The organism is Streptomyces sp. NPDC057682 (assembly GCF_042799575.1).
Lineage (GTDB): Bacteria > Actinomycetota > Actinomycetes > Streptomycetales > Streptomycetaceae > Streptomyces.
On the sequence record NZ_JBHVIN010000001.1, the window covers coordinates 15,476 to 40,461 of the forward strand.

Annotated in this window: 21 protein-coding genes; 9 read left to right on the forward strand and 12 right to left on the reverse strand. The window is 73.3% G+C overall.

Annotation, left to right across the window (positions count from 1 at the left end):
• Nucleotides 1-230: 230 nt before the first annotated feature.
• A complete protein-coding gene (locus ACFVDM_RS00080; protein ID WP_383632073.1) occupies nt 231-1,019 on the forward strand; it encodes an SLATT domain-containing protein in 789 nt (262 codons plus the stop codon).
• A gap of 90 nt (nt 1,020-1,109) precedes the next feature.
• Here the strand turns inward: ACFVDM_RS00080 and ACFVDM_RS00085 are convergent, their stop codons facing one another.
• From ACFVDM_RS00085 to ACFVDM_RS00095, 3 genes are all read right to left on the reverse strand, one after another.
• Nucleotides 1,110-1,760 (reverse strand): hypothetical protein, encoded by a 651-nt coding sequence (locus ACFVDM_RS00085; RefSeq protein WP_383630645.1) that lies wholly within the window; start codon nt 1,758-1,760, stop codon nt 1,110-1,112.
• Between the two features lie 127 nt (nt 1,761-1,887).
• A complete protein-coding gene (locus ACFVDM_RS00090; protein ID WP_383630648.1) occupies nt 1,888-2,634 on the reverse strand; it encodes a GntR family transcriptional regulator in 747 nt (248 codons plus the stop codon).
• A gap of 278 nt (nt 2,635-2,912) precedes the next feature.
• Nucleotides 2,913-4,274, reverse strand: coding sequence for an aspartate aminotransferase family protein (locus ACFVDM_RS00095; protein ID WP_383630651.1), 1,362 nt, complete (start codon nt 4,272-4,274; stop codon nt 2,913-2,915).
• A gap of 183 nt (nt 4,275-4,457) precedes the next feature.
• On the opposite strand from ACFVDM_RS00095, the gene ACFVDM_RS00100 reads away from it, so the two are divergent.
• The 3 genes from ACFVDM_RS00100 (at nt 4,458) to ACFVDM_RS00110 (ending at nt 7,722) form a co-directional block, all read left to right on the forward strand.
• Nucleotides 4,458-5,051 (forward strand): DJ-1/PfpI family protein, encoded by a 594-nt coding sequence (locus tag ACFVDM_RS00100; protein WP_383630654.1) that lies wholly within the window; start codon nt 4,458-4,460, stop codon nt 5,049-5,051.
• Nucleotides 5,048-5,536, forward strand: a complete 489-nt coding sequence (locus tag ACFVDM_RS00105) for a MarR family winged helix-turn-helix transcriptional regulator (protein ID WP_383630657.1) — start codon at nt 5,048-5,050, stop codon at nt 5,534-5,536. Before ACFVDM_RS00100 ends, ACFVDM_RS00105 begins: the two co-directional genes overlap by 4 nt.
• 146 nt (nt 5,537-5,682) lie before the next feature.
• Nucleotides 5,683-7,722: a protein kinase gene (locus tag ACFVDM_RS00110; protein ID WP_383630660.1), complete on the forward strand. Its 2,040-nt coding sequence runs from the start codon at nt 5,683-5,685 to the stop codon at nt 7,720-7,722.
• 56 nt (nt 7,723-7,778) lie between these two features.
• Here the strand turns inward: ACFVDM_RS00110 and dnaN are convergent, their stop codons facing one another.
• A complete protein-coding gene (gene dnaN, locus ACFVDM_RS00115) occupies nt 7,779-8,906 on the reverse strand; it encodes a DNA polymerase III subunit beta (RefSeq protein WP_383630663.1) in 1,128 nt (375 codons plus the stop codon).
• 447 nt (nt 8,907-9,353) lie between these two features.
• Between dnaN and ACFVDM_RS00120 the strand changes: the two genes are divergently transcribed.
• Entirely contained in the window at nt 9,354-10,817 is a 1,464-nt protein-coding gene (locus ACFVDM_RS00120) for a helix-turn-helix domain-containing protein (RefSeq protein WP_383632076.1), read from the forward strand.
• A 79-nt stretch (nt 10,818-10,896) separates the two neighbouring features.
• Here ACFVDM_RS00120 and ACFVDM_RS00125 read toward each other — a convergent pair whose 3' ends face one another.
• Together ACFVDM_RS00125 and ACFVDM_RS00130 are read right to left on the reverse strand one after the other, a co-directional pair.
• Nucleotides 10,897-11,790: a glycoside hydrolase family 19 protein gene (locus ACFVDM_RS00125; protein WP_383630666.1), complete on the reverse strand. Its 894-nt coding sequence runs from the start codon at nt 11,788-11,790 to the stop codon at nt 10,897-10,899.
• A 304-nt stretch (nt 11,791-12,094) separates the two neighbouring features.
• Nucleotides 12,095-12,976, reverse strand: a complete 882-nt coding sequence (locus ACFVDM_RS00130; protein WP_383632078.1) for a glycoside hydrolase family 19 protein — start codon at nt 12,974-12,976, stop codon at nt 12,095-12,097.
• A gap of 259 nt (nt 12,977-13,235) precedes the next feature.
• Here ACFVDM_RS00130 and ACFVDM_RS00135 point away from each other — a divergent pair, with 259 nt between their 5' ends.
• Nucleotides 13,236-14,771 (forward strand): substrate-binding domain-containing protein, encoded by a 1,536-nt coding sequence (locus ACFVDM_RS00135; RefSeq protein WP_383630669.1) that lies wholly within the window; start codon nt 13,236-13,238, stop codon nt 14,769-14,771.
• A 61-nt stretch (nt 14,772-14,832) separates the two neighbouring features.
• Here the strand turns inward: ACFVDM_RS00135 and ACFVDM_RS00140 are convergent, their stop codons facing one another.
• Nucleotides 14,833-16,116, reverse strand: a complete 1,284-nt coding sequence (locus tag ACFVDM_RS00140) for an adenylosuccinate synthase (protein ID WP_383630672.1) — start codon at nt 16,114-16,116, stop codon at nt 14,833-14,835.
• Between the two features lie 186 nt (nt 16,117-16,302).
• Here ACFVDM_RS00140 and ACFVDM_RS00145 point away from each other — a divergent pair, with 186 nt between their 5' ends.
• Nucleotides 16,303-17,157 (forward strand): diacylglycerol kinase, encoded by an 855-nt coding sequence (locus ACFVDM_RS00145; RefSeq protein WP_383630675.1) that lies wholly within the window; start codon nt 16,303-16,305, stop codon nt 17,155-17,157.
• 28 nt (nt 17,158-17,185) lie between these two features.
• Here ACFVDM_RS00145 and ACFVDM_RS00150 read toward each other — a convergent pair whose 3' ends face one another.
• Entirely contained in the window at nt 17,186-17,782 is a 597-nt protein-coding gene (locus ACFVDM_RS00150) for a GbsR/MarR family transcriptional regulator (RefSeq protein ID WP_383630678.1), read from the reverse strand.
• A 114-nt stretch (nt 17,783-17,896) separates the two neighbouring features.
• Between ACFVDM_RS00150 and ACFVDM_RS00155 the strand changes: the two genes are divergently transcribed.
• Complete coding sequence (locus ACFVDM_RS00155) at nt 17,897-18,811, forward strand: ATP-binding cassette domain-containing protein (protein ID WP_383630681.1); 915 nt, start codon at nt 17,897-17,899, stop codon at nt 18,809-18,811.
• The gene (locus ACFVDM_RS00160) at nt 18,808-20,436 is read left to right on the forward strand and encodes an ABC transporter permease (protein ID WP_383630684.1); all 1,629 of its coding nucleotides are present in this window, start codon (nt 18,808-18,810) and stop codon (nt 20,434-20,436) included. The genes ACFVDM_RS00155 and ACFVDM_RS00160 overlap by 4 nt, the downstream gene beginning before the upstream one ends.
• Before the next feature lie 79 nt (nt 20,437-20,515).
• Here the strand turns inward: ACFVDM_RS00160 and ACFVDM_RS00165 are convergent, their stop codons facing one another.
• The 4 genes from ACFVDM_RS00165 to ACFVDM_RS00180 form a co-directional block, all read right to left on the reverse strand.
• A complete protein-coding gene (locus tag ACFVDM_RS00165) occupies nt 20,516-21,751 on the reverse strand; it encodes a cytochrome P450 (RefSeq protein ID WP_383630687.1) in 1,236 nt (411 codons plus the stop codon).
• A gap of 91 nt (nt 21,752-21,842) precedes the next feature.
• Complete coding sequence (locus tag ACFVDM_RS00170; protein ID WP_383630690.1) at nt 21,843-22,523, reverse strand: response regulator; 681 nt, start codon at nt 22,521-22,523, stop codon at nt 21,843-21,845.
• Nucleotides 22,520-23,845, reverse strand: a complete 1,326-nt coding sequence (locus ACFVDM_RS00175) for a sensor histidine kinase (RefSeq protein WP_383630694.1) — start codon at nt 23,843-23,845, stop codon at nt 22,520-22,522. Before ACFVDM_RS00175 ends, ACFVDM_RS00170 begins: the two co-directional genes overlap by 4 nt.
• A gap of 106 nt (nt 23,846-23,951) precedes the next feature.
• On the reverse strand, nt 23,952-24,827 hold the full coding sequence (locus ACFVDM_RS00180) for an alpha/beta hydrolase family protein (RefSeq protein ID WP_383630697.1): 876 nt from the start codon (nt 24,825-24,827) through the stop codon (nt 23,952-23,954).
• Nucleotides 24,828-24,986 lie beyond the last annotated feature (159 nt).

The window sequence follows — 24,986 nt, forward strand, 5'->3', positions numbered from 1 at the left end:
GCGATTTCGACCCCACGGCCCACCATTCGGCGGTAGGAAGGGCATGCGTCCCGGTACGCGCACTCACCCCTCCCGTCACGCAAGGTTACGCATGGGGGACTGCCCGTGGCGCCGGGCCGATGAGCAGCGAGTGCGCAGAGAGCAGAGACCCGCCCGTCGTCGAGTACGCCGTCGAGAACCACGCGTCGTGATCCAGCATGCAGAGGAGTACCCCGGTGAGTCAGCCGGAGATGCAGCCCGAAGGGCCGCCCCGCAACGAATCCGGTGTGCCCGGTCCGTCCGCGCCCTCCGCGACGGGCTCCGGCGAGCGCGGCCGGAAAACGGCGCGGCCGCGGGGCGGGGATCTGACCGCGGCCCCGTTTCCGGCCGGTGACTGGGGGGATCCCGCGCAGCGGCTCGACGAGCTGTACCGCTGGCTGGAGGCCGACGCGCTGCGCACCGCCGACTGGTATCTGGGCGACCGGCTGTGGAAGCGGCGGGGGGCCAGGGCGCTGCGGATGGGCACCGCGGCGGGGGCGGTCGCCGGTGCCGCGCTGCCGCTGCTGGATCTGACCGGCGCGCTGCACGGGGCGGCCGGCTGGGGGTATCTGTCGCTGCTGCTGGGTGCCGCGTGCATGGCCTGCGACCGCTACTTCGGGCTGACCTCGGGCTGGATAAGGAGCCTCGCCACCGCCCAGGCCGTGCAGCGCAGGCTGCAGGTGCTGCACTTCGACTGGGCGTCGGAGTGCGTGCGCGAGGTGCTGGGACCGGCCGAGGGGACGGCGAGCGAGGCGACCGAGCGCTGCCTCGGCGTGCTGCGGCGGTTCTCGGAGGACGTGACGGAGCTGGTGCGCTCGGAGACCGCGGACTGGATGGTGGAGTTCCGGGCGGGTCCGGCGCCGATGGGCATGCAGGCGCTGGTGTCCGGGGGGCCGGGCGGCGGCCGTGCCGAGTCGGGCGCGCAGCCGGGCCGCTTCCCGTTGCAGTCGATGGGCCGGCCGAACATGCCCCGGCAGCGGCCGCCGGAGTCCCCGAGGTGAGAGGTCGGTCCTCGCCCGACGCCTCGTCCCAGAAACGGCCTCCGAGCCGGCGCGGGGCCGCCCGGTGCGGGACTCGGGCGGCCGTCGGCCTCAGCTGAAGATGATCATCGAGCCCTGGGCCAGGCTGCGGGTGACGGCCGCGTGGAGGCCGAGCCAGACGTGGCGTTCACGGGCGAACGGATTGTCGTCGTAGGGGAACGGCACCGCGGGCTCCTCCAGCGAGGTGGGCGCGGCGGGCGGCAGCGGCGCGGCCGGCGGATTGCCCGGGTCGATGCCGATGGACGGGGCGACGAACTCCAGCTCGCGCAGCAGTCCGTACGAGGAGCCGAGCGGGCCGCCGCCCTCCAGCAGGGCGTCGGTGGTCAGCGGGGTGGCGAAGTCCACCGGGACGTACGCCCCCGCGTGGTCGTAGTGCCACACCAGGTGCGACTGCTGGGCGGTGGGCTCGAACATCTCCAGCAGCTGTTCGTAGTCCCCGCCCAGTTCGTCGACGGGGGTCACGGCGAGGCCGCTGAGCCGGAGGAGATAGGCGCGGCGCAGGAAGTGCAGGGCGTCGTAGTCGAAGCCCGCGACCGGGGCGACGTCACCGGTCAGTCCGGGCATGTAGGCGTAGACGGGGACGGGCGGCAGGCCCGCGTCGCCCAGCGCCTTGTCGTAGACGGCTATCTCTTCGGCGAACGGATTGTCGGGGCTGTGGCACAGCACGTCGACGAGGGGGACCAGCCACAGGTCACAGGCCACGAAGTCTCGCTCTCATACGGGGATGCGCGGGGTGGTGCGATGGTCGGGACAGCGTAATGCGGTCGGGACGTCGCGGACAGTGCCCCTCCGGCCGTCGCGGGACGGTCCTCGCCCCCGGCGGGACGGCTCAGGCGGCGGGGCCGCCGGGGCCGGGGCGGTCCGCGGCCGGTCCCGGGTGCGGCGGGTCGCCGGCCGCGAGCCGGTCGGCCCAGCTCAGCGCGTGGTTGTTGTAGTCGTCGACGGCGGCGCGCAGCGCGGCGCGGTCGCGGAGCGAGATCGCGGCGACGAGGTCGGGGTGCCCGCGCCAGAGCCAGTCCCGCACGTCCGCGTCACCGCGCAGGTAGGGCACGGCGAAGACCCAGGCCTGGACGCGCAGCCGGTGGAGGAAGTCGGTGATGTACGGGTTGCCGACGAGGGCACCGAGTTCGCGCCAGAAGCGCAGGTCGTAGCCGATGAGGATGTCCAGGTCGCCGCCGCGCGCGGCGCGGGCGGCCTCCTCGGCCCGGCGCCGCACGGAGACGAGGGCCTCGCGGTAGGCGGCCTGCCGGGCGCCCGGGGCGGGCGGCCCCTCGAAGACGTCGCGGATGACCCCGTCCATGACCAGGGTGCGGGCCTCCACCATCGCCCGGTAGTCGGCGACGCTGAACTGGTGGACCCGGAATCCGCGGTGCTGGTCGGATTCGAGGAGCCCCTGCGCCGAGAGGTCGAACAGCGCCTCGCGGACGGGCGTCGCGGAGACCCCGTACTGCTCGGCGATCATCTTGACGGTGAACTCCCGGCCGGGCTGGAGACGCCCCGCGAGCACCTCGTCACGCAGCGCGTCCGCGATCTGCTGTCGCAGCGTACTGCGGGTGACGGCTCCGCTCGCGCGCATCGCGCCCCTCCCCTGTTCGGCCTCGGGTCACCTTAGGGCCTTTCGTTCGGATCATGCTGGGCTCGCGGGGTGTGGCACGCGCGTCTGCGGCGTTGTCGTCGGTTGCCAACGCTCCGCGTTGACGCCCTCCTCCGCCTTGCAGCCGCACGCGCCACACCCCGCTCCCTGATCCAGCCTGATCCGAACGAAAGACCCTGAACGAGGCCACGGGGAGGGGCGCGGAAGCGGCGGGCGTACGGAAGCGCCGGGCGCGCGGACGGTTCACCGCGCGCCGGCGGTCACACCGTGTGCTGGTCGGCCACCGACAGCGCGGCGTCGAGCGCGGCCAGGCCCTCCTTGGCCTCCTCCTCGGAGATGGTGCAGGCGGGCACGGCGTGGGTGCGGTTCATGTTGATGAAGGGCCAGAGGCCGTTCTTCTTGGCCGCCGTGCCGAAGGCGGCCATCGGCGCGTTGGCCTCGCCGGTCGCGTTGTACGGGACCAGCGGCTCGCGGGTCTCCTTGTTGCGGACCAGGTCCAGCGCCCAGAAGGCGCCGAGACCGCGGACCTCGCCGACGGACGGGTGGATCTCGGCGAGTTCGCGCAGGCCGGGGCCGAGGACGGTCTCGCCGATGCGGGCGGCGTTCTCGATGACCTGCTCGTCCTCCATCACCTGGATGGTGGCGACGGCGGCGGCGCAGGCGAGCGGGTGGCCGGAGTAGGTGAGTCCGCCCGGGTAGGGGCGGGTCTCGAAGGTGGCGGCGATCTCGGCGGAGATGGCGACACCGCCGAGCGGCACGTATCCGGAGTTGACGCCCTTGGCGAAGGTCATCAGGTCGGGGACGACGTCGTAGTGGTCGGCGGCGAACCACTTGCCGGTCCGGCCGAAGCCGGCCATGACCTCGTCCAGGACGAAGACGATCCCGTACCGGTCGCAGATCTCCCGGACGCCGGCCAGATAGCCGGGCGGCGGCGTCATGATGCCGGCCGTGCCCGGGATCGTCTCCAGCACGATCGCGGCGATCGTCGAGGGACCCTCGAACGCGAGGGTGTCCTCCAGGTGCTGGAGCGCGCGGGCGCACTCCTCCGCCTCGGTCTGCGCGTAGAACGGCGAACGGTAGAGGAACGGGGCCCAGAACCGGACGACACCGGCGGAGCCGTTGTCCGAGGGCCAGCGGCGCGGGTCACCCGTCAGGTTGATCGCGGTGGAGGTGGCGCCGTGGTAGGAGCGGTAGGCGGAGAGCACCTTCGTACGGCCGGTGTGCAGCCGGGCCATCCGGACGGCGTTCTCGACGGCCTCGGCACCGCCGTTGGTGAAGAAGATCTTGTCGAGGTCGCCGGGGGTGCGCTCGGCGATGAGGCGGGCGGCCTCGGAGCGCGACTCGATGGCGAACGCGGGCGCGAAGGTCGTCATCTTCGCCGCCTGCTCCTGGATCGCGGCGACGACGACGGGGTGCTGGTACCCGATGTTGGTGTAGACGAGACCGCTGGTGAAGTCGAGGTAGCGGTTGCCGTCGTAGTCCCAGAAGTACGCCCCCTCGGCGCCGGCGACGGCGAGCGGGTCGATCAGGCCCTGGGCGGACCAGGAGTGGAACACGTGCGCGCGGTCGGCGGCCTTGACGGCCGCGCCGGCGGCGGAGTCGACAGGGGGATGAGGGGTCATGCCCCGAGCGTAGGCGGCGCTCCGCGCCCGCCGGTATGGCCATCTTGTATGGCGGGGGCCGCCTGGTTCGGCAGGGTGTCGTGTCCCCCGCGCGGAAGCCCGGCGCGCGACCCCGCCCTCCATTGACAGCACACTGTCGAAATGACAGCATGTTGTCATCAGAGTTCTTCCGAGGAGGCCGTCATGACCCGCGGGACCGTTCATCTGGCCGTGTACGACACCTACGCCGACTGGGAGCCCGGGTACGCCACCGCCCACCTCGCCGCCAACGGCTTCACCGTCCGCTCGGTCGGCCCCACGACCGACCCGGTCACCAGCATGGGCGGGCTCGTGGTCCGCCCCGATCTGGCGCTCGACGCGCTGCGCCCCGAGGACAGCGCACTGCTGATCCTGCCGGGGGCCGGGCTCTGGGACACGGGTGACGCGCTCGCCCCCTTCGCCCGCGCCGCACGCGCCTTCCTGGACGCGGACGTGCCCGTCGCCGCGATCTGCGGGGCCACGGCGGGCCTGGCCCGTGAGGGACTGCTCGACGCGCGGCCGCACACGAGCGCGGCCGACGTCTATCTGGCGGCCACCGGTTACGCGGGCGGCGCCCACTACACCGAGGCCGACGCGCTCACCGACGGCGGCCTGATCACCGCCGGCCCGACCGAACCGGTCGCGTTCGCCCGGGAGATCCTCGCGCTGCTCGGGGTGTACGACGCGACGCGGCTCGACGCCTGGTACCGGCTCTTCCACGACTCGGACGCGAGCGCCTACCCGGTGCTCCAGGGATGAGCCGCGGGAACCAGGACCGGCTGAGCGCCGGCGCCCTCACCGTCTTCCGGCTGAACGGCCAGTTCCTGTCCGTGGCCGAGGAGTTGGCCGGTCCGGCCGGACTGACCGCCGCCCGGTGGCAGGTGCTCGGCGCGGTGCTCGCCGAACCGCTGCCGGTCGCCGGGATCGCCCGCGCGATGGGCATCACCCGGCAGAGCGTGCAGCGCATCGCCGATCTCCTGGTGGACCGGGGTCTCGCGGAGTACGCGCCCAACCCGGCCCACCGCCGCGCGAAACTGCTCCGCCCGACCGCCGAGGGCCTGGCGGCGGTGGGCCGGATCGGCCCGGGGCACGCGGCGTTCGCCGAGCGGCTGGCGCAGGAGCTGGGCGAGGAGGAGTTCGACCGGACGGTCCGGGTCCTGGAGCGGCTGTCGCGCGCCCTGGACGCCGTGGGTCCGCCGGAGCCGCCGGCCGCTGCGGACGGGCCCGGTACGCCGGGGGCGTGAGCGGGGCGCATCGGCCGTCGCGCGGGGCCGCCCGCTCCCGGAGTCCGGGCGGCCGGACCGGTTCCGGGCGGACGCGGCGGGCCGCAGCCGCGCCGCTATTCTCGACCCCGTCCGGCGTGTCGTCGTACGGGGGGAGACCGCACACCATGGAGAAGCTCGGGTCCGCCGATCCTCAACGCATCGGCGGCTACCGGCTGCTGGGCAGACTCGGCGCGGGCGGCATGGGGCAGGTCTACCTGGCCCGTTCGGACCGGGGCCGGGTCGTCGCCCTGAAACTGGTCCGCGCGGAACTGGCCGAGAAGCAGGAGTTCCGCGAGCGGTTCCGCCAGGAGGTGGGGGCGGCCCGCCGGGTCGGCTCGGCCTGGACGGCCCCCGTCCTGGACGCCGACACCGAGGCCGCGGTGCCGTGGGTGGCCACCGGGTACGTAGCCGGACCGTCCCTCCAGACCACCGTCTCGGGACGCGCTCTCCTCTCGGCCGGCCCCGCCCCGGGGGCGTACGGCCCGCTGCCCGACCGCTCCGTGCACATCCTGGGCACCGGCCTCGCGCACGCGCTCCGGGCCATCCACGCGGCCGGGCTCATCCACCGGGACCTCAAACCGTCCAACATCCTGCTGACGATCGACGGTCCGCGCGTCATCGACTTCGGGATAGCCCGCGCGCTGGACACCGTCACGGACGGCGGTCTCACCCGCACCGGCGCGCTGGTCGGCTCCCCCGGCTTCATGGCCCCGGAACAGGTGCGCGGCGAGCGGGTGACCACCGCGTGCGACGTGTTCTGCCTGGGTTCGGTGCTGGCGTACGCGTCCACCGGGCGGCTCCCGTTCGGGACGGCGGCCACCGGGGTGCACGCCCAGCTCTTCCGGATCGCCCAGGAGGAGCCGGACCTCACCGGGGTCCCCGTCGACCTCGTGGAGCTGGTCCGCGACTGCCTGCGCAAGGATCCTCCGGCCCGCCCCACGACGGACGAGATCCTGGACCGGCTGGACGAGGGCGACACCGCGGAGCCCTGGCTGCCCGCCGCGCTCATCGCCCAACTGGGGCGCCAGGCCGTGGGTCTGCTCGACACGGAGGACCCGCAGGACGCGGACCCCGGGTCCGGTCCGTCGACCGCCGTCCTGCGCGTCACGGCCCCCGCCGACCCGCCCCCGCCTCCAGTTCCGGATCCCGCCCCGGCCCCCGATCCGACCCCGGCGACCGCCGTGGCACCGCAGGACACCGCACCGACCGCACCGGTCGTCCCGCCCACCCGGGCCGGGGCCGCCTATCCCGAGTCGCCCTACGCCCCGACGGCCGCCCAGGGCACACCCCCACCGGGCGGCACGGCCCCGGGCGCACCCGCCTTCGGCGATCCGCACGCGACACCGGCCACGCCCGCGTACGGCAGTCCACAGCCCGCCCCCGGCCCGCCCGCCTACGGCTACCCCCCGCAGACCTCCGGCCCTCCCGCCGCGTACGGCTACCCGCAGCCCGGACAGCCGGGACAGCCGGGACAGCCGGGACAGCCGCATCAGGGCTACGCCTACGCCTATCCCCAGCAGCCGGGCTTCGGCACCGCGCCCCCCTACGGCCCGGCCGACGGCGGTCCGGAGCGGCCCGAACGCCGGAGCACCGGATCGACGGTGGCCCTGATCGTGATCGCGGTCCTGGTCGCGCTGGGCGCGGGCGGTTCGGTGTACGCGCTGATGAGCGACAAGGGGCCGCCGCCCAAGGCCTCCCCGAGCCGCACTCCGGATCCGACCGCCACCGACGAGTCCGCCGATCCCCCGTCCCCCTCCCCGGGCGACGACGGTGACGACGGCGGCAACGGCGGGACCCCGGCCGCGGGCGACGTGCCGGACGGCTACGTGGGCACCTGGGCGGCAGGGCTGGACAACGCCTCCGGCCACTCCACCCGCACCCTGGTCATCGGTCAGGGCGCGGTCGGCGAGACCGTCCTCACCCTCACCGCCGAAGGGCCGCTGGACACCGGCGGCACCTACCACTGCGTCTTCAGCGCCGATCTGGCGGCCCGGCCCTCCACGGGCTCGCCGGTCAGCATCGGCCCGTCCACGGTGACGGAGGGCGAGCCGATGACGTCCTGCACCCCGGGCGGCGCCACCACCCTCACCCTCCTTCCGGACGGAAGCCTGAGCCGCGTGAACACGGACACCGGCGACCGGCTCACGTACACGAAGTCGGACTGACCGGATCCCGCACCGGACGGATCGGCACAGCCCTCCCGGCAGACCGGCGCCGCCCGCTACACCAGCGGTTTCAGCGACATCAGCAGATGCCGGTGGGCCGGCTCCCCCGTCGGACGCAGCGCGTCCTCCCGGTCCGCGTGGCCGGAGACCAGGGCGCGCTGGCCGGGGCCCATCATCCGGAACCGGACGACCGGTTCGTCGAAGGACGACAGGGCGTCCATCAGATACGAGGGCTTGAAGGCGACGGTGACGGGGTCCGGGCTTTCGAGGACCGCCGGAAGGCGCTGTGAGGCCACGTCGTCCTCGTAACCGGCCCGGAGCAGCACGGAGCCTTCCTCGAAGGCCAGTTGGAGGGGGCTGTCGCCCTCGGCGACGACGGAGACCCGCTTCACCGCCTCGACCAGCGGCTCCCGCTCCGTCACCGCCTCGACGGGGTCGGCGAGGGCGAACAGCTTGTCGTGGCGCGGGAGTCTGCCGTCCACGAGCCGGACCGTGGTGCGCATCCCGTCCCGCTCGAAACCGGCCGAACCCGCGTCGAGCGCCAGGCTGACCGGGCCCGTGCCGTCGAAGGAGCGGGCGATCTCCGCGAGCCGGCGCGCGGAGACGACGACATCGGCCGACGCCTCCCCGGCCGCGGGCTTCCATCCCAGCGTGCGCACCGCGAAGCGGTAGCGGTCGGTGGCCGCGAGCGTCATCCGGTCGCCGTCGAGCCCCAGCCGGATCCCGGTGAGGACCGGCAGCGCCTCGTCCCGCCCGGCCGCCACCGCCACATCGGCCACCGCCGCCGCGAACTCCCGTCCGTCCACCGCCCCCAGCACCTCGGGCAGCGGGGGCAGCGTGGGGCGGTCGTCGAGCGGCAGCACCGACAGGCCGAAGCGCGCCCCGCTGCCGGTGACCGTGAACCGCGAGCCCTCGGTCCCGCACTCCACCGCGCCCTCGGGCAGCACCCGGCACACGTCCAGGAGCCGCCGTCCCATGACCAGGACGCGGCCGGGCCGGAGCGTCTCGGCGGGGATCTCGATGCGGGCGGACGCCTCGTAGTCCAGTCCGGAGATGCCGAGCCGGCCGTCCGCCGCCTCCAGCAGCAGTCCGCCCAGGACGGGCACCGGGGACCTGGTGGGCAGCACCCGGGCCGCCCAGGCCACGGCGTCCGCCAACGCGCCGCGCTCGATACGGAATTCCACGGTGACGCCCTCTCCTCGGCCGCACGCCGGCCGCCCGAGCCATGCGGGCGGACCGGTCCTGACCCTTCCGACGGTAGAGGGCACCACTGACAACGCCGGTGCGCCGGACAGGGTCCGACGGCACCGGCGCCGCTCGGCGGGTCACCCCCGCGAACGGACACCGCCGCCGGGACAGGTCACCGGCGGCAGTGGAAGGAGGGCGGTTGCGGCCGACCGCAGCGGCCACCCCCGTGAGCCGATGCCGTCGTCCCCGTTCCTCTCCCCCGAAAGGCCCGCAACCGCGTTCGGACTCTAGGTCGCGGGGCAGACGAACGAAAGAATCAGTTCGCACGGTGAGGCCGGGCAGAGGTATCAGTCCGCACAACGGAACCGGTACGCTGCACTCCGGTTTGGGGCGGGAGCGGGGGAAACGTGCAGACGCGCAGGCGGGCGGACGACGTCATCCGGATGCATGGCCTGGCCAGATCGGGCGGCACCCGGGAACTGCTGCGCTGGCTCTCGGGGCGGGCGGACGGCTGGGCCGGGCTGCTCGACGGCGACGGCACCGTCCTGCACGGCGTCGCCCGCGCCCCGGACACCGCGACCGCCGACGCCCCCGGACTGGCCGCCGAGGGGGCGCGGGAGCTGACCGGACTCGGCGCCCGCTCGCTCTCCTTCGACCGCGGGGCGCACACCGTGCTGCTGTTCTCGCTGGACGCGCCCCCCGGTGTCGCACCTCCGGTCCTCGGCGTGGTCGCCCGCCGGCCCACCGCCGCCGGGCTGACCACGCTGCTCGCGGACGCCGCCCTGCCGCTGGCCCTGTGCTGGTCGGCCGAGGCCGTCGAGCGCAAGCGCCGGCGCGTGGACCTCGCGGAGTCGCGCGGCCGGGAGGCGGTGCTGCATCTGCTGATGACCGGACAGCTGTCGATCGCCCATCAGGTGGCGGGCGCCCTGAAGCCCGGACTGCCGGACCCGGTCCGGGTCTGCGTCGTCGAGTGCCCGGGGAGCAGCCGCGACGAGGTGGCCCGGATCTGCGCGGAGCTGTCCGGCGGGCGGTCCTGGATCGTGCGGTGCCCGGTGTACGCGCGCCATCTCATCCTCATCACCCCGGTGGGCCCCGGGCCGGAGCGGGACCGTCTCGGTCAGGCGGTCGCGTCGGCCGTGGCCGACTGCCATGTCGGGATCAGCGAGGACGCCCCGCTGGCCGACACCCCGACCGCGTACCGGCAGGCGTTCCACGCCCTGGCCGTCGCGCGCGGACTGCCCGGCCGCAGCGCCCGCTTCGGCACCGCCCCCTCCCCCGCCCTGGTGGCCGGCGCCCGGGGAGCGGCCTGGGCCGACGCCGTACTCGCCCCGCTGCTCACGCATCTGCCCCGGCGCGCCCAGGACCCGGGCGCCCAGGAACTCGCGGCCACGCTCGCCTCCTGGCTCGCCTTCTCCTCGCACGCCACGGACCATCTGAAGATCCACCGCAACACCCTGGCCGCGCGGCTGCGGCTGATCGGTGAGCTGCTGGGCCACGATCTGCAGCGGGTGGCCGACCAGGCGGCCCTGGACCTGGCCCTGAGCATCCGCGCCACGCCCAGCCTGCCCCGCCCGCCGGGTCCCGGGGCCGCGGCGGAACCGGCGCCTTGCCTGGACGACGTGCTGCGGCAGCCCGCGGTCCGTTCCTGGGCCGTGCAGCAGGTGCGCCCGCTGGGCTCCACGGAACCGGGCAGCGGCTCGGACCCGTACACGACCCTGCGCACCTGGCTGGACTGCGAGGCGCAGCTCGGTCCGGCGGCCGAGGCGCTGGAGATCTCCGTGCCGGGGGTGCGCAAGCGGCTGACCCGGCTGGAGAGCGTGCTCCAGCGCTCGCTGCTGCGGACGCCGAGCGCCCGTCACGACCTGTGGCTGGCGTTCCGGACCCTGGAACTGGCCCAGGACGGCTGACCGCGTCCGCGTACGGCGGAAGGGGCGCACCGGACCGTTCGGGTCCGGTGCGCCCCTCGTCATCGGGGTGTCCGCCGGTTCAGCAGCTCAGGTTCGATCCGGGCGTGGTGCCCAGGATCTGCGTGAAGGACTGGTAGCGGTCGATCCGGCTCTGGACCTGGGCGGGGTTGCCGCCGTTGCACTCCAGGGAGCCGTTGATGGAGCGGATGGTCTCGCCGAAGCCGGCACCGTTCACCATGGCGTTGTGGGCCGTCATGGTGCCGGGGCCGTTCTGGGTGTTCCAGTACCAGAGGCCGGTCTTCCAGGCGACGGCCGCGTCCTGCTCGACGAGGTAGGGGTTGGCCAGCAGGTTGATGCCGAGGGCGTCACCGGCCGCCTTGTAGTTGAAGTTCCAGCTGAGCTGGATCGGTCCGCGCCCGTAGTACGCGGCCTGGCCCGCCGGACAGCCGTAGGACTGGCTGGTGTCGCAGTAGTGCGGGTAGTTGGCCGTGTTCTGCTCGACCACGTACACCAGCCCGCCGGTCTCGTGGCTGACGTTGGCGAGGAAGGCCGCGGCCTCCTGCTTCTTCACCGTGTCGCTGCCGGTGTTGGCGAAGCCCGGGTAGGCGCTGAGGGCCGCCGTGAGACCGCTGTAGGTGTAGAAGGAACTGCGGTTCGGGAACATCTGGTTGAACTGCGCCTCGCTGACGACGAAGCCGTCCGAGGAACCCGGACCGCCCGGGTCCGTACCGCCGCCGCCGCAGCTGCCCTGGTCGGCCCAGACGTCGGCGTTGCCGGGGGTCTCGTTCTGGGTCCACCACTTGGCGGTCCAGTTGTGGCCGTTGTACGAGGCGGAGCCGCCGCCGGTGTAGACGGCGGAGGAGCTCCAGGGGGACGCGCACTCGGCCGCGGAGGCGGTGGTGGCGGGAAGGATGACGACCGTCGCGACGACCGCGCTGAGCGCGGCGAACAGGCCCATGACACGTTTGATCATGTGAGCACTCCTTCGGCGCGGCGCACCGCTCTCGTCGGCGCGCCGCCATGGGGGGATGCCGTCACTCAAGCGGGAATGGTCTGAACCTGTCAAGGTCTAGACCATCGCCGAACATTTTTACGACAGGGGCGCATCAACCACCGTTCACCGCTTTCCACTTGCGCACCACGCCCCCCAACAGCCCTTCTTCCGGAGGAGGTCCATCCGGATCGGGCGGCCGCACGAAGAAGGGCCCGGAGGAAAATCCTCCGGGCCCGTCCAGCATGCGGAACGCCGTCCCACGGCGCCCGCGCTCGTCATCGCGTCAGCAGGTCAGCCCCGAACCGGGGTTCACCCCGAGAATGCCGGTGATCCGCTCGTACTTGGCGACCCGCGCCTCCACCGAGGCGGGATTGCCGCCGTTGCACTCCAGGGAGCCGTTGAGCGAGCGGATCGTCTCACCGAAGCCCGCACCGCCGACCATGGCCTCGTGCGAGGTCATGGTGCCGGGACCGTTCTGGGTGTTCCAGTACCAGAGGGCGGTCTGCCAGGCGACCGAGGGATCGCGCTCCACCATCCACGGATCGTTCAGCAGGTCCAGCCCCAGCGCGTCGCCGGCCGCCTTGTAGTTGAAGTTCCAGCTGAACATGATCGGCCCGCGCCCGTAGTAGGCCTTCTGGCCGGCCGGGCAGCCGAAGGGCTGGCTGTAGTCGCACTTGATCCAGTAGTTGGCCTCGTTGATCTCCTTCACGTACCGCAGACCGACCGACTCGAAGTCGGCGTGCGTCAGGAACGCCGCCGCCTCCCGGGCCCTGGTCGTCTCCGTCCCCGTGTTCGCGAACCGGGGATAGGCGTGCAGGGCGTCGATCAGCCCCTGGTACGTGTAGAAGGGGGCGCGGTCCGGGAAGATCGCGTCGAACTCGTCCTCGCTGATGACGAAGTCCGAGACGCCGCCCGTACAGGCACCCTCGTCCTTCCAGACCGAGGTGGCGCCCGGGTTCTCGTTCTGCGTCCACCACTTGGCCGTCCAGTTGCGGCCGTGGTGCGACACGGTCCCGCCCGCGCCGTACGCCGTGGACGAGCTCCACAGGGGCGCGCACGACACCTCGGCCGCGGGGGCGGGCGCGGCCTGCGCCGCACCGGGGAGGAAGGCCGCCGTCGCGACGACGGCGCTCAGTACGGTCAGAACGCTCTTGATGCGGTTCAGCGCTGCTCACTCCTTCGGCAGGGCACCCCGAACAGGCTCCGGCATGCCGTCGGGCACCCGGACACCCAACCGTGATTGGTCTGGACCTGTCAAGGTCTGGACCAAGTGCCGTGCGCGCGGCCCCCGTTCCGGCCCCCGCCGAACAGCGGGCGAACAACGGGCGACGGGTCCCCGTACGGCCCGCCGGGCCCGCCCCGGCCGCCCTACGGTGACGCGCACACGCGCACAGCCGTCCGGCAGCCGAGGGGGAGAACGGGCCGTGGAATGGTTCACCGCCGAGAACGTCGTGGCCGTCCTCACCGCCGTCCTCGGCGTCCTCGCCTCGATCGGCGTGCTCTGGTACGAGCGCCGCGTCCCGCGCCGCAAACGCGTCGGCTACCGCGTGCAGATGGACACCCCGATCGGCGGCGACGCCGGACAGGGCCGGGCCAACGTCCGGCTCGGGCTCTTCGACGAGACCCCGGACATGGCCGACGCCACCCTCGTCCTGCTCCGCATAGAGAACGACGGCTCGCAGTCGATCGCGCGCGGCGACTACACCGGGCCCGACGAGCAGCTGCACGGGCTGGTCGTCGAGTTCACCGACCGCCGGGTGCGCGGGATCGCCGTCACGCACTCCCCCGGCGCCGACCATCTGATGGACCACTTCACCCCGTCCGCCGGGCTCCGCGAGAGCGGTTCGCTGATCCGGCTGCCGCGCGTCCCGCTCAACCGCGGCGAGCACTTCAAGCTCCTGGTCCTGCTCACCGGGGCGCGCGTCGGCAGCCCCGTCCGGATCACCGGCGGCATCCGGGACGGCGAGGTGCGGCCCAACTCGGCCGCCCGGCCGGACGAGAAGCCGCCGCTGTTCGGCCGCGCCGCCCGGTTCATCACCGTGGCGCTCACCGTCTGCGTCATGACCCTGTCCACGATCATCCTGGTCCGCGACGACACCCCGCCCCCGATCGGCTGCGCGCGCGGCGAGCTGACCGTGACCGGCTCCACCGCCTTCGAACCGGTCCTGCGCGAGCTGGCCCGGAAGTACGCCGAGGCCTGCGCGGGCGCCACCGTCACCGTGGACGCGCACGGCAGCACCGCCGGGATACGGGAGCTGGCCGAACGCGGCGCACGGGCCGGCCGCTCCGGTTCGCCCGCCCTCGTGGCGTTCTCCGACGGCCCGAAGCCGAGCGGCTTCCCGCAGCTGCGCGAGAACCGCGTCGCCGTCTCCCTCTTCCGCCTGGTCGTCAACGACAAGGTCCCGCTGAAGAACCTGGGCCTCGACACCGTCCGCGCGCTCTACCGGGGCGACATCCGCAACTGGAGCGCGCTCGGCGGCCCCGACCTGCCGGTGCTCCTGGTCAGCCGGGACGCCAACTCCGGCACCCGGGAGGTCTTCCAGCGCCGCGTCCTGGGCCGCAACGAGCCCGCCCAGTCCTCCCGCGACTGCACCACCAAGGACGACCCCCGGGCCCCCGTCGTCCGCTGCGAACTGGACTCCACCGACCAGGTCCTCACCGAGGTCGGAAAACTGCCCGGCGCGATCGGCTACAGCGAACTACGGGCCGGAACCAAACCCTCCGGAGCCCATCCGGTCTCCCTGGACGGCGCGGCCCCCTCCGTCGACACCCTCGCCACCAGCCGCTATCCGTACCGGGAGATCGAGTACGCGTACACCTACGGCCACCCGCCCGCCGACTCCCTGGTCTCCAGCTTCCTCGCCTACCTGAGCCGGGGCAGCGGCCAGGACGTCGTCCGCACCCACGGGCACCTGCCGTGCGCGACGCCCGAGGGGCTGCGGCTGTGCGGGGCGCGCTGATCCCGGACGCGCCGGAGGGCCGGAGCGCATCGCGCCCCGGCCCTCCGGCCGCCCGTCCCGTCTACAGGAAGGAGTTGATCTCGATGGTCTCGGTCCGGCCGGGGCCGACGCCGATCGCGGAGATCGGGGCGCCGGACATCTCCTCCAGCGCCTTCACGTACGCCTGGGCGTTCTTCGGCAGGTCACCGAAGGTCTTGGCCTTCGTGATGTCCTCCGACCAGCCCGGCAGCATCTCGTAGACCGGCTTCGCGTGGTGGAAGTCGGTCTGGCTGTACGGCAGCTCCTCGACGCGCTTGCCGTCGATCTCGTACGCCACGCACACCGGGATCTGCTCCCAGCCGGTCAGCACGTCCAGCTTGGTGAGGAAGAAGTCGGTGAGACCGTTGACCCGGGTCGCGTACCGCGCGATGACCGCGTCGAACCAACCGCAGCGGCGGTCGCGGCCGGTGGTGACACCGCGCTCCCCGCCGATCCGGCGCAGCGCCTCGCCGTCCTCGTCGAGCAGCTCCGTCGGGAACGGACCGGCACCCACACGCGTCGTATAGGCCTTGAGGATGCCGATGACACGGGTGATCTTCGTCGGGCCGACGCCGGCCCCGGTGCAGGCTCCGCCCGCGGTCGGGTTCGACGAGGTGACGAAGGGGTACGTGCCGTGGTCGACGTCGAGCAGCGTGCCCTGGCCGCCCTCGAAGAGGACGACCTTGCCCTCGTCGATGGCGTTGTTCAGGATCAGCGTCGTGTCGGCGACGTAGGGCTTGATCTGCTCCGCGTACTGGAGCATGTCCTCGACGACCTTGCCGGGCTCGATCGCCCGCCGGTTGAAGACCTTGGCCAGAAGCTGGTTCTTCTGCTCCAGGGCCGCCTCGACCTTCTGCTCCAGGATCGACTCGTCGTAGAGGTCCTGGACGCGGATGCCGACCCGGTTGATCTTGTCCGCGTACGTCGGGCCGATACCGCGCCCGGTCGTACCGATCTTGCGCTTGCCGAGGAACCGTTCCGTCACCTTGTCGACGGTGACGTTGTACGGAGTGATCAAATGAGCATTGCCGCTGATCAGCAGCTTGGACGTGTCCACGCCACGCTCGTTCAGCCCACTCAGCTCGGAGAGCAGGACCGCCGGGTCGACGACGACACCGTTACCGATGACCGGGGTGCACCCCGGCGAAAGGATTCCGGAGGGGAGGAGATGCAGTGCGTACTTCTGGTCACCGACGACGACGGTGTGTCCGGCGTTGTTGCCCCCTTGGTAGCGCACCACATAGTCCACGGACCCACCGAGGAGGTCGGTGGCCTTTCCCTTGCCCTCGTCACCCCACTGAGCACCGAGCAGCACAAGTGCGGGCACAGGCGTACACCCCTTCCGGGCGGGGCATGTCCAAGGTCAGGGGGCGTACGTAAACGCCGTACATGCCGTACGACGCTGTACGACACGGCCTGAACCGTCGAACCGGGTGCCCCGGAATAGACGAAGCCCCTGGCGCAATAGCGCAAGGGGCTCTTGCACCAAGATGCTACCCGAGGAAGGACCGAGGTGTCGGCTGCCCAGCCCCCCGGCAACGGTGCGCCCCATCTGCTGGTGGTGATCGATCCGGACGCCCGCCGGACCGACGGCGAGTCCGTCCGGATCGCGAAAGACGTGCTGAGCGCCGGTGCGCACGCCAAGATCTGCCTTCCGGACGGCCCCGCGGAGTTCGACCGGGCGCTCTCCCGGCGGGGCTCCCGCAGGCCCGTGGTGATCGGTGACGACCGGGCTCTGCGCCGTGCGGTCGCGTTGCTCCATCGGGAGCGGGAACCGGCCATGAGCACCCTCTCGCTGATCCCCGTCGGCACGGCCGCCCGGCTGGAGCTGGCGCACGCTCTGGGCGTGCCCGCCGGCGCGGTGGCGGCGGCGCGCACGGCGCTCGACGGGGTGGTGCGCCGACTGGACCTGCTGGTCGACGACAGCGACGGCGTGGTCCTGGGAGCGCTGCGCATCCCCGCCCCGGGCGACGCTCCCGGGGCCCGTCAGGACCGTTCGGGTGTCACGGCCGTCTGGAACACCTGCCGCTCCCTGGTCCGCACGCTCGTCCGCCCCGCCCCGGCCGCCCCCGCCGACGGGCCCGGCACCCACCGGCTGCGCGTCGAGGCGGACGGCGTGGTGCTGACGGACCTGGGCCGACCTGTGGAGTCGGTGACGGTCACCTCGGGCGCCGACGGAGGCGTCGCCGAGGTGACCATCCACCCGCCGGACGGCGGCCCCCTCACCACGGAGGCCAAGGCCGTCACCGTCTCCGGCGCGGACTTCCGCTACCGGGCGGACATACAGGTCGGGGGACCGGTCCGGACCCGGACGTGGACGGTCCGGGCGGGCGCCTGGGGGCTGATGCTGCCGGTGTCGGGCGGCTGAGGGCCGTCCGGATCTTCGCCGGCCGGCCCTAAGGGGTGTGCCGCGATCCCTGGCGGGCGGATCCGGAGGCGTCCTCGCGCGGCTTTCCGTCCCCCGGCAGGCCGAGGGTCCTGCGGTGCTCCTCCCACCGGCCCATCAGGGCCCCCAGCTCGTTCTGGAGGAACTCGAAGAAGGCCGCCGTCTCGGCGATGCGGGCGCCCGCGGGGGTGTCCTCGCCCAGGGTGCGGGCCCCCTCGCGCAGGGTCTGCTCCCAACGGGTGAGCACCCGGTCGCGGCTGGCGAAGGTCGTGTACCAGATCTCGTTGTGCAGCCGGTAGCGGTCGCGGCGCGAGCCCGGCTCGCGCTCCCGTCCGACCATGCTGACCTGCGTGAGGTAGTTGATCGCGCCGGACACGGCCGCCGGACTGATCTGCAGGGCCAGGGCCAGCTCCGCCGAGGTCATCGACGCGTCGTCGTCGGCGAGCAGCGCGGCGAAGACACGGGACGCCATCCGCTGCATCCCCGCCTCGGTCATCTCCGACGCGAACCGCTCGACGAACCGCGAGACGGCCTCCGCGTCCCGCTCCCCGCTCCCCCGGGCGGCGCCGGGCGCCTCGCGTACGACCTCTGCGGATTCGCTGCTCATCGGTTCCTCGTCCTCTCCGCGGCCCCGGCCCCTGCCCTTCGCCCGGGTCACTCCTTCGAGTTTATACGTTTCCTTAACTTCACAACTTTGTGAAAGTAGCGTACGTTCAGAAGCATGACGAAGGCAATCACCGTGGCCGGGCTGCACAAGTCGTTCGGCCGGACGCATGCGCTGGACGGGCTCGATCTGACCGTCGAGTCCGGTGAGGTGCACGGCTTCCTCGGACCGAACGGATCGGGGAAGTCCACCACCATCAGAGTGCTGCTGGGCCTGCTGCGCGCCGACTCCGGCGCGGCCCAGCTGCTCGGCCGCGATCCCTGGCGCGACGCGGTGGAGCTGCACCGCAAGGTGGCGTACGTGCCGGGTGACGTCACGTTGTGGCGGAATCTGTCGGGCGGCGAGGTGATCGATCTCTACGGCCGGCTGCGCGGCGGGCTCGACCCGGCCCGGCGCGCGGACCTCGTCGAGCGCTTCGAGCTCGATCCGACGAAGAAGGGCCGGACGTACTCGAAGGGGAACCGGCAGAAGGTGGCCCTGGTCGCCGCCTTCGCCTCCGATGTGGACCTGCTGATCCTGGACGAGCCGACCAGCGGCCTCGATCCGCTGATGGAGGAGGTCTTCCAGAGCTGTGTCACCGAGGAGCGCGACCGGGGACGGACCGTGCTGCTCTCCAGCCACATCCTCAGCGAGGTCGAATCACTCTGCGACCGGGTCTCCATCATCCGCCGGGGCCGGACGGTGGAGACCGGCACCCTGGCCGGACTGCGCCATCTGACGCGGACCAACATCACCGCCGAGCTGGCCGCCGCCCCGGACGGACTGTCCCGGCTGCCCGGGGTGCACGACCTCGACGTGCGGGGCCGGCGGGTCTCCCTCCAGGTCGACACCGAGCAGTTGGACGCCGTCCTCAAATCGCTCTCCGCCGCCGGGGTCCGCTCCCTGACCAGCACGCCGCCCACGCTGGAGGAGCTGTTCCTGCGGCACTACACGGCGGAGACCGGACAGGACGCGGAGGTGGGCGCGCGATGACCACCGCGACCATGGCCGCCGCCACGGGCGAGCGGCACCGGGCGGGGACCGGGCAGCTCGCCGGGACCGGGACCCTGCTCCGGCTCGCCCTGCGGCGCGACCGGATCATTCTGCCCGTCTGGGTGCTCGTGCTCGGCGGCTCCTTCTCCTCCGTCGGACGGTCGATCTCCGCGCTCTACGGAACGGCCGCCGAGCGCGCCGAGCTGGCCGCGTCGATGAACGCCAACAGCTCCGTGCGCGCCCTGTACGGGCCCGTATTCGGCGACTCCGTGGGCGGACTGGTCAGCTGGCGCATGCTCGCCTTCGGCGCCGCGCTGGCCGGGGTGATGAGCCTGGTCGTCGTCGTGCGCCACACCCGCGAGGAGGAGGAGACGGGCCGTCAGGAGATGCTCTCCTCCGCCATGGTGGGGCGGCGCGCCCCGCTCACCGCGGCCCTGCTCGCCGCTCTCGTCGCCAACGCGGCGCTGGCCCTGGTGATCGTCGCCGGAATGGCGGGCTCGGGTGCGGGCGGCGCCGGGGCGGTGGCGCTCGCCGCGGCCGTCGCCGGGGTCGGGATGCTGTTCGCCTGCACCGCGGCGATCGCCGCGCAGTTCACCGAGAGCGCCCGGCTGGCGAAGGGGCTGACGGCGGCGGTCGTGGGGGCCGCGTTCGTCCTGAAGGCGGCGGGCGACTCCGCGACGGACGACGGTTCGTCCGTCCTCACCCGGCTCTCCCCCCTCGGCTGGGCGGAGAACGTCCGGCCGTACGCGGACGAGCGCTGGTGGGTGCTCCTCGTGATCGCCGGGGCCGTTGCCGTCCAGGGGATCGTGGCGTACGCGCTGGCCGGGCGCCGCGACGTCGGCATGGGCTTCCTGCCGACCCGGCCCGGACCGGCCCGGGGCCGGCTCGCCTCCGCCCGGGGTCTCGCCCTGCGCCTCCAGCGCGGCGCGCTCTGGGGCTGGACGCTGTCGTTCGCCGTGGTCGGGTTCGTCTTCGGCGGGCTGACCGACGGGGTCGGTGATCTCGTCGGGGACAACGAGAAGACCCGGGAGATCTTCGAGCGGATGGGCGGCCAGTCCGGACTCACGGACGCCTTCCTCGCCTCGATGGTGTCCGTCCTGGGCACGGTGGCCGCGCTCTACGTCGTCTCCTCCGTGCTGCGGCTCTCCGCCGAGGAGACCGCAGGGCGCGCGGAGCCGGTGCTCGCCGGGGCGGTGAGTCGCGTCGGCTGGGCCGGCGGCCATCTCCTCATCGCCTTCGGCGGAGCCGCCCTGCTCATGGCGGCCGGCGGCCTCGGACTGGCGGTCGGCTACGGCCACGCGATACCGGCGGTGCTCGGCGCCGCCCTGGTGCAGCTGCCCGCCGTCTGGCTGCTGGGCGGCGTGACCGTCCTGCTGTACGGGGCGCTGCCCCGGCTGGCCGCCGCCGGATGGGGGCTGGTGGGGATATGCCTGGCGCTGAGCTGGATCGGCCCCGCGCTGGACCTGCCGCAGGCGGTCATGGACCTGTCGCCGTTCACGCATCTGCCGAAGCTGCCGGGGGCGGCGGGCATGGCCTGGGGTCCCGTGGTGCTCCTGACCGTGATCGCGGCCGCCCTGGTGGCGTCCGGGCTGGCGGCGCTGCGCCGGCGCGACCTGCTGACCTGAGAGGCGCGGGGCCCGCGCCGCCGGAGACCGGTCCGGCGGCGGGGCCACCGGGTCCGCAGGAGCGACCCGGCGCGCGGGGTCAGAGCGCGACCCGGAGTTCCTTCAGCCCGCGGATGACATACCCCGGGTTCCACTCCGGTTCGGCCACCAGCCGCATGCCGGGAGCGCGGCGGAGGAGTTCGCCGAAGGAGGCGGCGAGTTCCACCCGGGCCAGCGGCGCCCCGAGGCAGAAGTGGATGCCGGCGCCGAAGGTGATGTGGGGGTTCTCCTGACGGGCGAGGTCCAGGGTGTCCGGGTCGGCGAAGCGGGCCGGGTCGCGGTTGGCCGAGCCGAAGAGCAGGGCCACCTCGGAGCCCCGGGGGATCACCGTGCCGTCGATCTCGATGTCGTCGAGCACCCAGCGTTCGAACATCTGCAAGGGGGTGTCGTACCGCATCAGCTCCTCCACCGCGGTGGGCAGCAGCCCGTGGTCCGCGCGGAGCGCGGCCAGTTGTTCCGGGTGGCCCAGCAGGGTCCGCCAGCCGTTCACGGTGGTGTTGACGGTCGCCTCGTGCCCGGCGTTCAGCAGCAGCACGCAGGTGGAGACCATCTCCTGCTCGGTCAGCCGCTCGCCCTCGTCGTGGGCGGCGATCAGGGCGGAGATCAGGTCCTCGCCCGGGTTGCCGCGCCGGTCGGCGATCAGTTCGCGCAAATACGCGGAGAAGTCGAGCGAGGCGCGCACGGCGGCGCGGGCGGTCTCCTCGGACGGGTTGAGCTCGAACATCCCGCAGATCGCCGCCGACCAGGGGCGCAGCGGGGCGCGGTCGGACTCCGGGATGCCCAGCATCTCGGCGATGACGGCGACGGGCAGCGGTTCCGCGACGGCGGTGAGCAGATCGCCGCCGCCCTCGGCGACGAAGTCGTCGACGAGCCCGGCGGCCAGCCGCCGGACCGTGGGGACCAGCCGCTCGACGGTGCGCGGGGTGAAGGCCTTGGAGACCAGGCGCCGGATCCGGGTGTGGTCCGGGGGCTCCAGGTCCAGCAGCCCGTTGCCGTTGAGCGTGTCGAAGGGCTCGTGCTCGGGCGGCGGGGGTGTCCGGCCGAACTCCTCGTGGGTGAAGCGGTGCAGATAGGTCCGGCCCAGCCGGCGGTCCCGCAGCAGCGCCGACACGTCCGCGTAGTGCGGGACGAGCCACTGCCCGGTCGGCTCGAACCAGTGCACCCGGCCGGTGGCGCGCAGCTCGGCGTAGGCGGGGTACGGATCGGCGACGAACGCCGCCGACCAGGGATCGAACGGGGCGGCGGGGCCGGAGGAGGGGTGCGTGGGCTGGTCCATGCAGCGACGCTAACCGGCCACCCGCCCCCGGGCCAGCCCTGCCCGGCCGGACCTGTCCCGGACCCGCCGCCGGGCCTGTCCCGGGCCCGTCTCAGGACGGGGTGACCAACCGGGCCTCGTAGGCGAAGACGGCGGCCTGGGTGCGGTCGCGGAGCCCCAGTTTCACAAGGATCCTGCTCACATGGGTCTTGATCGTCGACTCCGCGACCACCAGGTGCGAGGCGATCTCCGCGTTCGACAGGCCCTGCGCGATCAGGACCAGCACCTCCGTCTCGCGCTCGGTGAGATCGCCGATCTGGGCCAGGGCCGGAGGGCGCGGGGCGGCCGCCGCGAGCTTGGAGAACTCGGTGATCAGCCGGCGGGTGACGGTCGGGGCGAGCAGCGCCTCGCCGGAGGCGACCACCCGGACGCCGTCGGCGAGCTGGCGGGCGGAGGCGTCCTTCAGGAGGAAGCCGGAGGCCCCGGCGCGCAGCGCCTGGTAGACGTACTCGTCGAGGTCGAAGGTGGTGAGGACCAGCACCTTGGCGTCCGCGTCGGCGGCGACGATCTCGCGGGTCGCCTCGATGCCGTTGAGTTCCGGCATCCGGATGTCCATCAGCACGACGTCGGGGCGGAGCGCGGCGACCTGGGCGACGGCCTGCCGCCCGTTGACGGCCTCGCCGACGACCTCGATGCCGGGCATCGCGTTGAGCAGGACCGAGAAGCCCTCGCGGACCATCATCTGGTCGTCGACGATGAGCACCCGGATCGGTGCTCCGGCGGCGGCGGTCATGCCGTCCCCCCGGAAGTGCCGGGGCGGCCGTCGGAGGGGGCGTCGGCCGGGGCCGTCTGCACGGGGATGAACGCCGTGACCTCGTAACCGCCCTCCGCCGTCGCCTCGGCCGTCATCTCGCCGTTCAGCATCGCGACCCGCTCCCGCATCCCCGTGATCCCGTGCCCGGCACCGGGCGAGGGCTTGACCGGGCCGGTCGGCGGCCCGTTGACGACGCGCAGCCCGAGCCCGCCGAGCACATAGCCGATCTCGACCTTAGCGGTGGCCCCGGGGGCGTGCCGCAGGCTGTTGCTGAGAGCTTCCTGGATGATCCGGTACGCCGACAGCTCGACGCCCTGGGGGAGTTCGCGCACCGCGCCGGTGACCGTTTTCTCGGTGGGCAGCCCGGCCTCGCCGACATTGGCGATCAGTCCGTCGAGTTCGGCGAGGGTGGGCTGCGGGGCGTCCGGCACCTCGTAGTCCTCCGCGCGGACGACGCCGAGCACCCGGCGCAGTTCGGTGAGCGCCGCCACGGCGTTCTCCCGGATGGTGAGGAAGGCCTGCTCCAGCTCGGGCGGCGGGTTCTCCACCCGGTAGGGGGCGGCCTCGGCCTGGATGGCGACGACGGACATGTGGTGGGCGACCACGTCGTGCAGTTCACGGGCGATGGTGGTGCGCTCCTCCAGCAGGGTGCGCCGGTCGCGTTCGACGGCGGTGACGGTGCGCTGCACGGTCACCTCGCGCTCGGCCTCGCGCCGCACCTGCACCAGGCTCACCACCAGCAGCGAGAACGCCGAGGCGACGGCCATCGCGGTGGTGGGCGGTCCGGAGTGCCAGCCGACGGCGTTCTCCAGGAGCACCCCGAACCCGAAGGTGAGGCCCCACATCCAGGCCGCGGCCCGGGGCCGGGTCCGGGCGGCGACGACGGTCACCACCACCAGGTGCGCGAAGAAGGTGCTCGCCACCCACGGCCCGTCCGACGCCGAGGTCGCCATGGACAGCGGCATGAGCACCATCGACATCCAGAAGGCGCCGACCGGCCGCACCAGCGTCATCGCGATGCAGACGGCGGGCAGCAGCCCCGACACGAGGATGCCCGCGTCGCCGTTGCTGGAGAACCCCAGGAAGAAGGAGATCAGGGCGGCGGTCAGGACCACCGCGTGCGGGGTCCACGCGACCCGGGCGCGGAAGCGGTCCGGCAGCCTGCGGGTCAGCACCCCGTCGGTCCGCATCGGCGCCAGCGGCCGGTAGGCGAACGCGTCGTGGATCAGGTCCTGCCGCAGGCCGCCTATCGCCCCTGCGGCCACACGGAGCTCCGGGCTCCTGGTCTTGGTCTCGGTCACGTTTCCAACGTACGGGGACAGGGGCCCCCGGTCGTCAGCAGCGCTGCGGATCCTGGACCGTCCGTCGCAAGTACTACGCGGCCCTCCTCCGCCTCCGCACCGGGTCCTACCAGGCCAGTTGTGCGATCTCCTCGGCGACGACGGCGCAGGCGTCGGCCGCCGGGTCGATGAGCGGGAAGTGCCCGACCTCGGGCAGCAGCGTCAGGCCCACCGTCTCGCCCCGGCGCGCGGCCTCGTCGACGAACGCCTCGGACACGGCCTGCGGAACGGTGAGGTCCGTGGTGCCCTGGACGACCACGGTCGCGATGCCGGTGGGCAGCAGGCACGCCGGATCGGCGTACGCGGACCGCTCCGCGTAGTCCTCCGCCCGGCCCAGGAACTGCCCGATCGCGCCGGAGCACACGTCCAGTTCCACGGCCGAGGCGAAGTCCGCGATCGGGGCCAGCGCGACCACCCCGCGCAGCGCGGGCGGGCGCGGCAGCCGCCAGGGCGAGCCCTCGGGCAGCACATGCCGGGCGGCGGCCCACAGGGCGAGCTGCCCGCCCGCGGAGTGCCCGGTGACGACGGTCCGCCGGGCGTCCGCCGCGGGCAGCTCCCGCGCCAGCAGGACGGGCAGCGCGTCCATGGCCGCCGCGATGTCGTCGAAGGTCTCGGGCCAGCGGCCGGCGACCGGACCGGAGCCCCGCTGCTGCGGGAGTTCGCTGCCGCGCCGGTACTCCACACTGGCGACCGCGAAGCCGCGCCGGGCCAGGAAGTCCGCGAACGGCGACACATGGCCCCGGTCGTACGGCGCCCGCCACGCCCCGCCGTGCAGCACGACCACGACGGGGGCGCCGGCGCGCCCGTCGCGCGGCGCGTAGAAGTCGATCACCTGGTCGGGGTGGCTGCCATAGGCGGCGGAGGCGTCGGGCGCGACGGCCGGATGGGAGAAGGCCGACTCGGTCTCGACGGCATCCCGATCGCGCGCGGCAGAATCCGACATGCTGCTCCAACCGTCCCTGATCCATAGTCAACTGGCCTGACCTGCGGGGACGGTACCAGTACGACGCCGGTGCGCGCCCGGCGGGAACCCTCGGGCTCCCGAAGGCCCGTACAGCCGTCCGGTGACCGGGGCGAGCCGGTCACCGGACGGAGCCGGAAG

Excerpts from the sequence above, each read along its gene's own strand:
- ACFVDM_RS00110 (WP_383630660.1), top strand. The coding sequence starts at position 5,683 with ATGGAGAAGCTCGGGTCCGCCGATCCTCAACGCATCGGCGGCTACCGG.
- ACFVDM_RS00155 (WP_383630681.1), top strand. The coding sequence starts at position 17,897 with ATGACGAAGGCAATCACCGTGGCCGGGCTGCACAAGTCGTTCGGCCGG.
- ACFVDM_RS00095 (WP_383630651.1), bottom strand. The coding sequence starts at position 4,274 with ATGACCCCTCATCCCCCTGTCGACTCCGCCGCCGGCGCGGCCGTCAAG.
- ACFVDM_RS00100 (WP_383630654.1), top strand. The coding sequence starts at position 4,458 with ATGACCCGCGGGACCGTTCATCTGGCCGTGTACGACACCTACGCCGAC.
- ACFVDM_RS00080 (WP_383632073.1), top strand. The coding sequence starts at position 231 with ATGCAGCCCGAAGGGCCGCCCCGCAACGAATCCGGTGTGCCCGGTCCG.
- ACFVDM_RS00120 (WP_383632076.1), top strand. The coding sequence starts at position 9,354 with ATGCATGGCCTGGCCAGATCGGGCGGCACCCGGGAACTGCTGCGCTGG.
- ACFVDM_RS00180 (WP_383630697.1), bottom strand. The coding sequence starts at position 24,827 with ATGTCGGATTCTGCCGCGCGCGATCGGGATGCCGTCGAGACCGAGTCG.
- ACFVDM_RS00160 (WP_383630684.1), top strand. The coding sequence starts at position 18,808 with ATGACCACCGCGACCATGGCCGCCGCCACGGGCGAGCGGCACCGGGCG.
- ACFVDM_RS00090 (WP_383630648.1), bottom strand. The coding sequence starts at position 2,634 with ATGCGCGCGAGCGGAGCCGTCACCCGCAGTACGCTGCGACAGCAGATC.
- ACFVDM_RS00125 (WP_383630666.1), bottom strand. The coding sequence starts at position 11,790 with ATGATCAAACGTGTCATGGGCCTGTTCGCCGCGCTCAGCGCGGTCGTC.
- ACFVDM_RS00150 (WP_383630678.1), bottom strand. The coding sequence starts at position 17,782 with ATGAGCAGCGAATCCGCAGAGGTCGTACGCGAGGCGCCCGGCGCCGCC.
- ACFVDM_RS00105 (WP_383630657.1), top strand. The coding sequence starts at position 5,048 with ATGAGCCGCGGGAACCAGGACCGGCTGAGCGCCGGCGCCCTCACCGTC.
- ACFVDM_RS00170 (WP_383630690.1), bottom strand. The coding sequence starts at position 22,523 with ATGACCGCCGCCGCCGGAGCACCGATCCGGGTGCTCATCGTCGACGAC.
- ACFVDM_RS00165 (WP_383630687.1), bottom strand. The coding sequence starts at position 21,751 with ATGGACCAGCCCACGCACCCCTCCTCCGGCCCCGCCGCCCCGTTCGAT.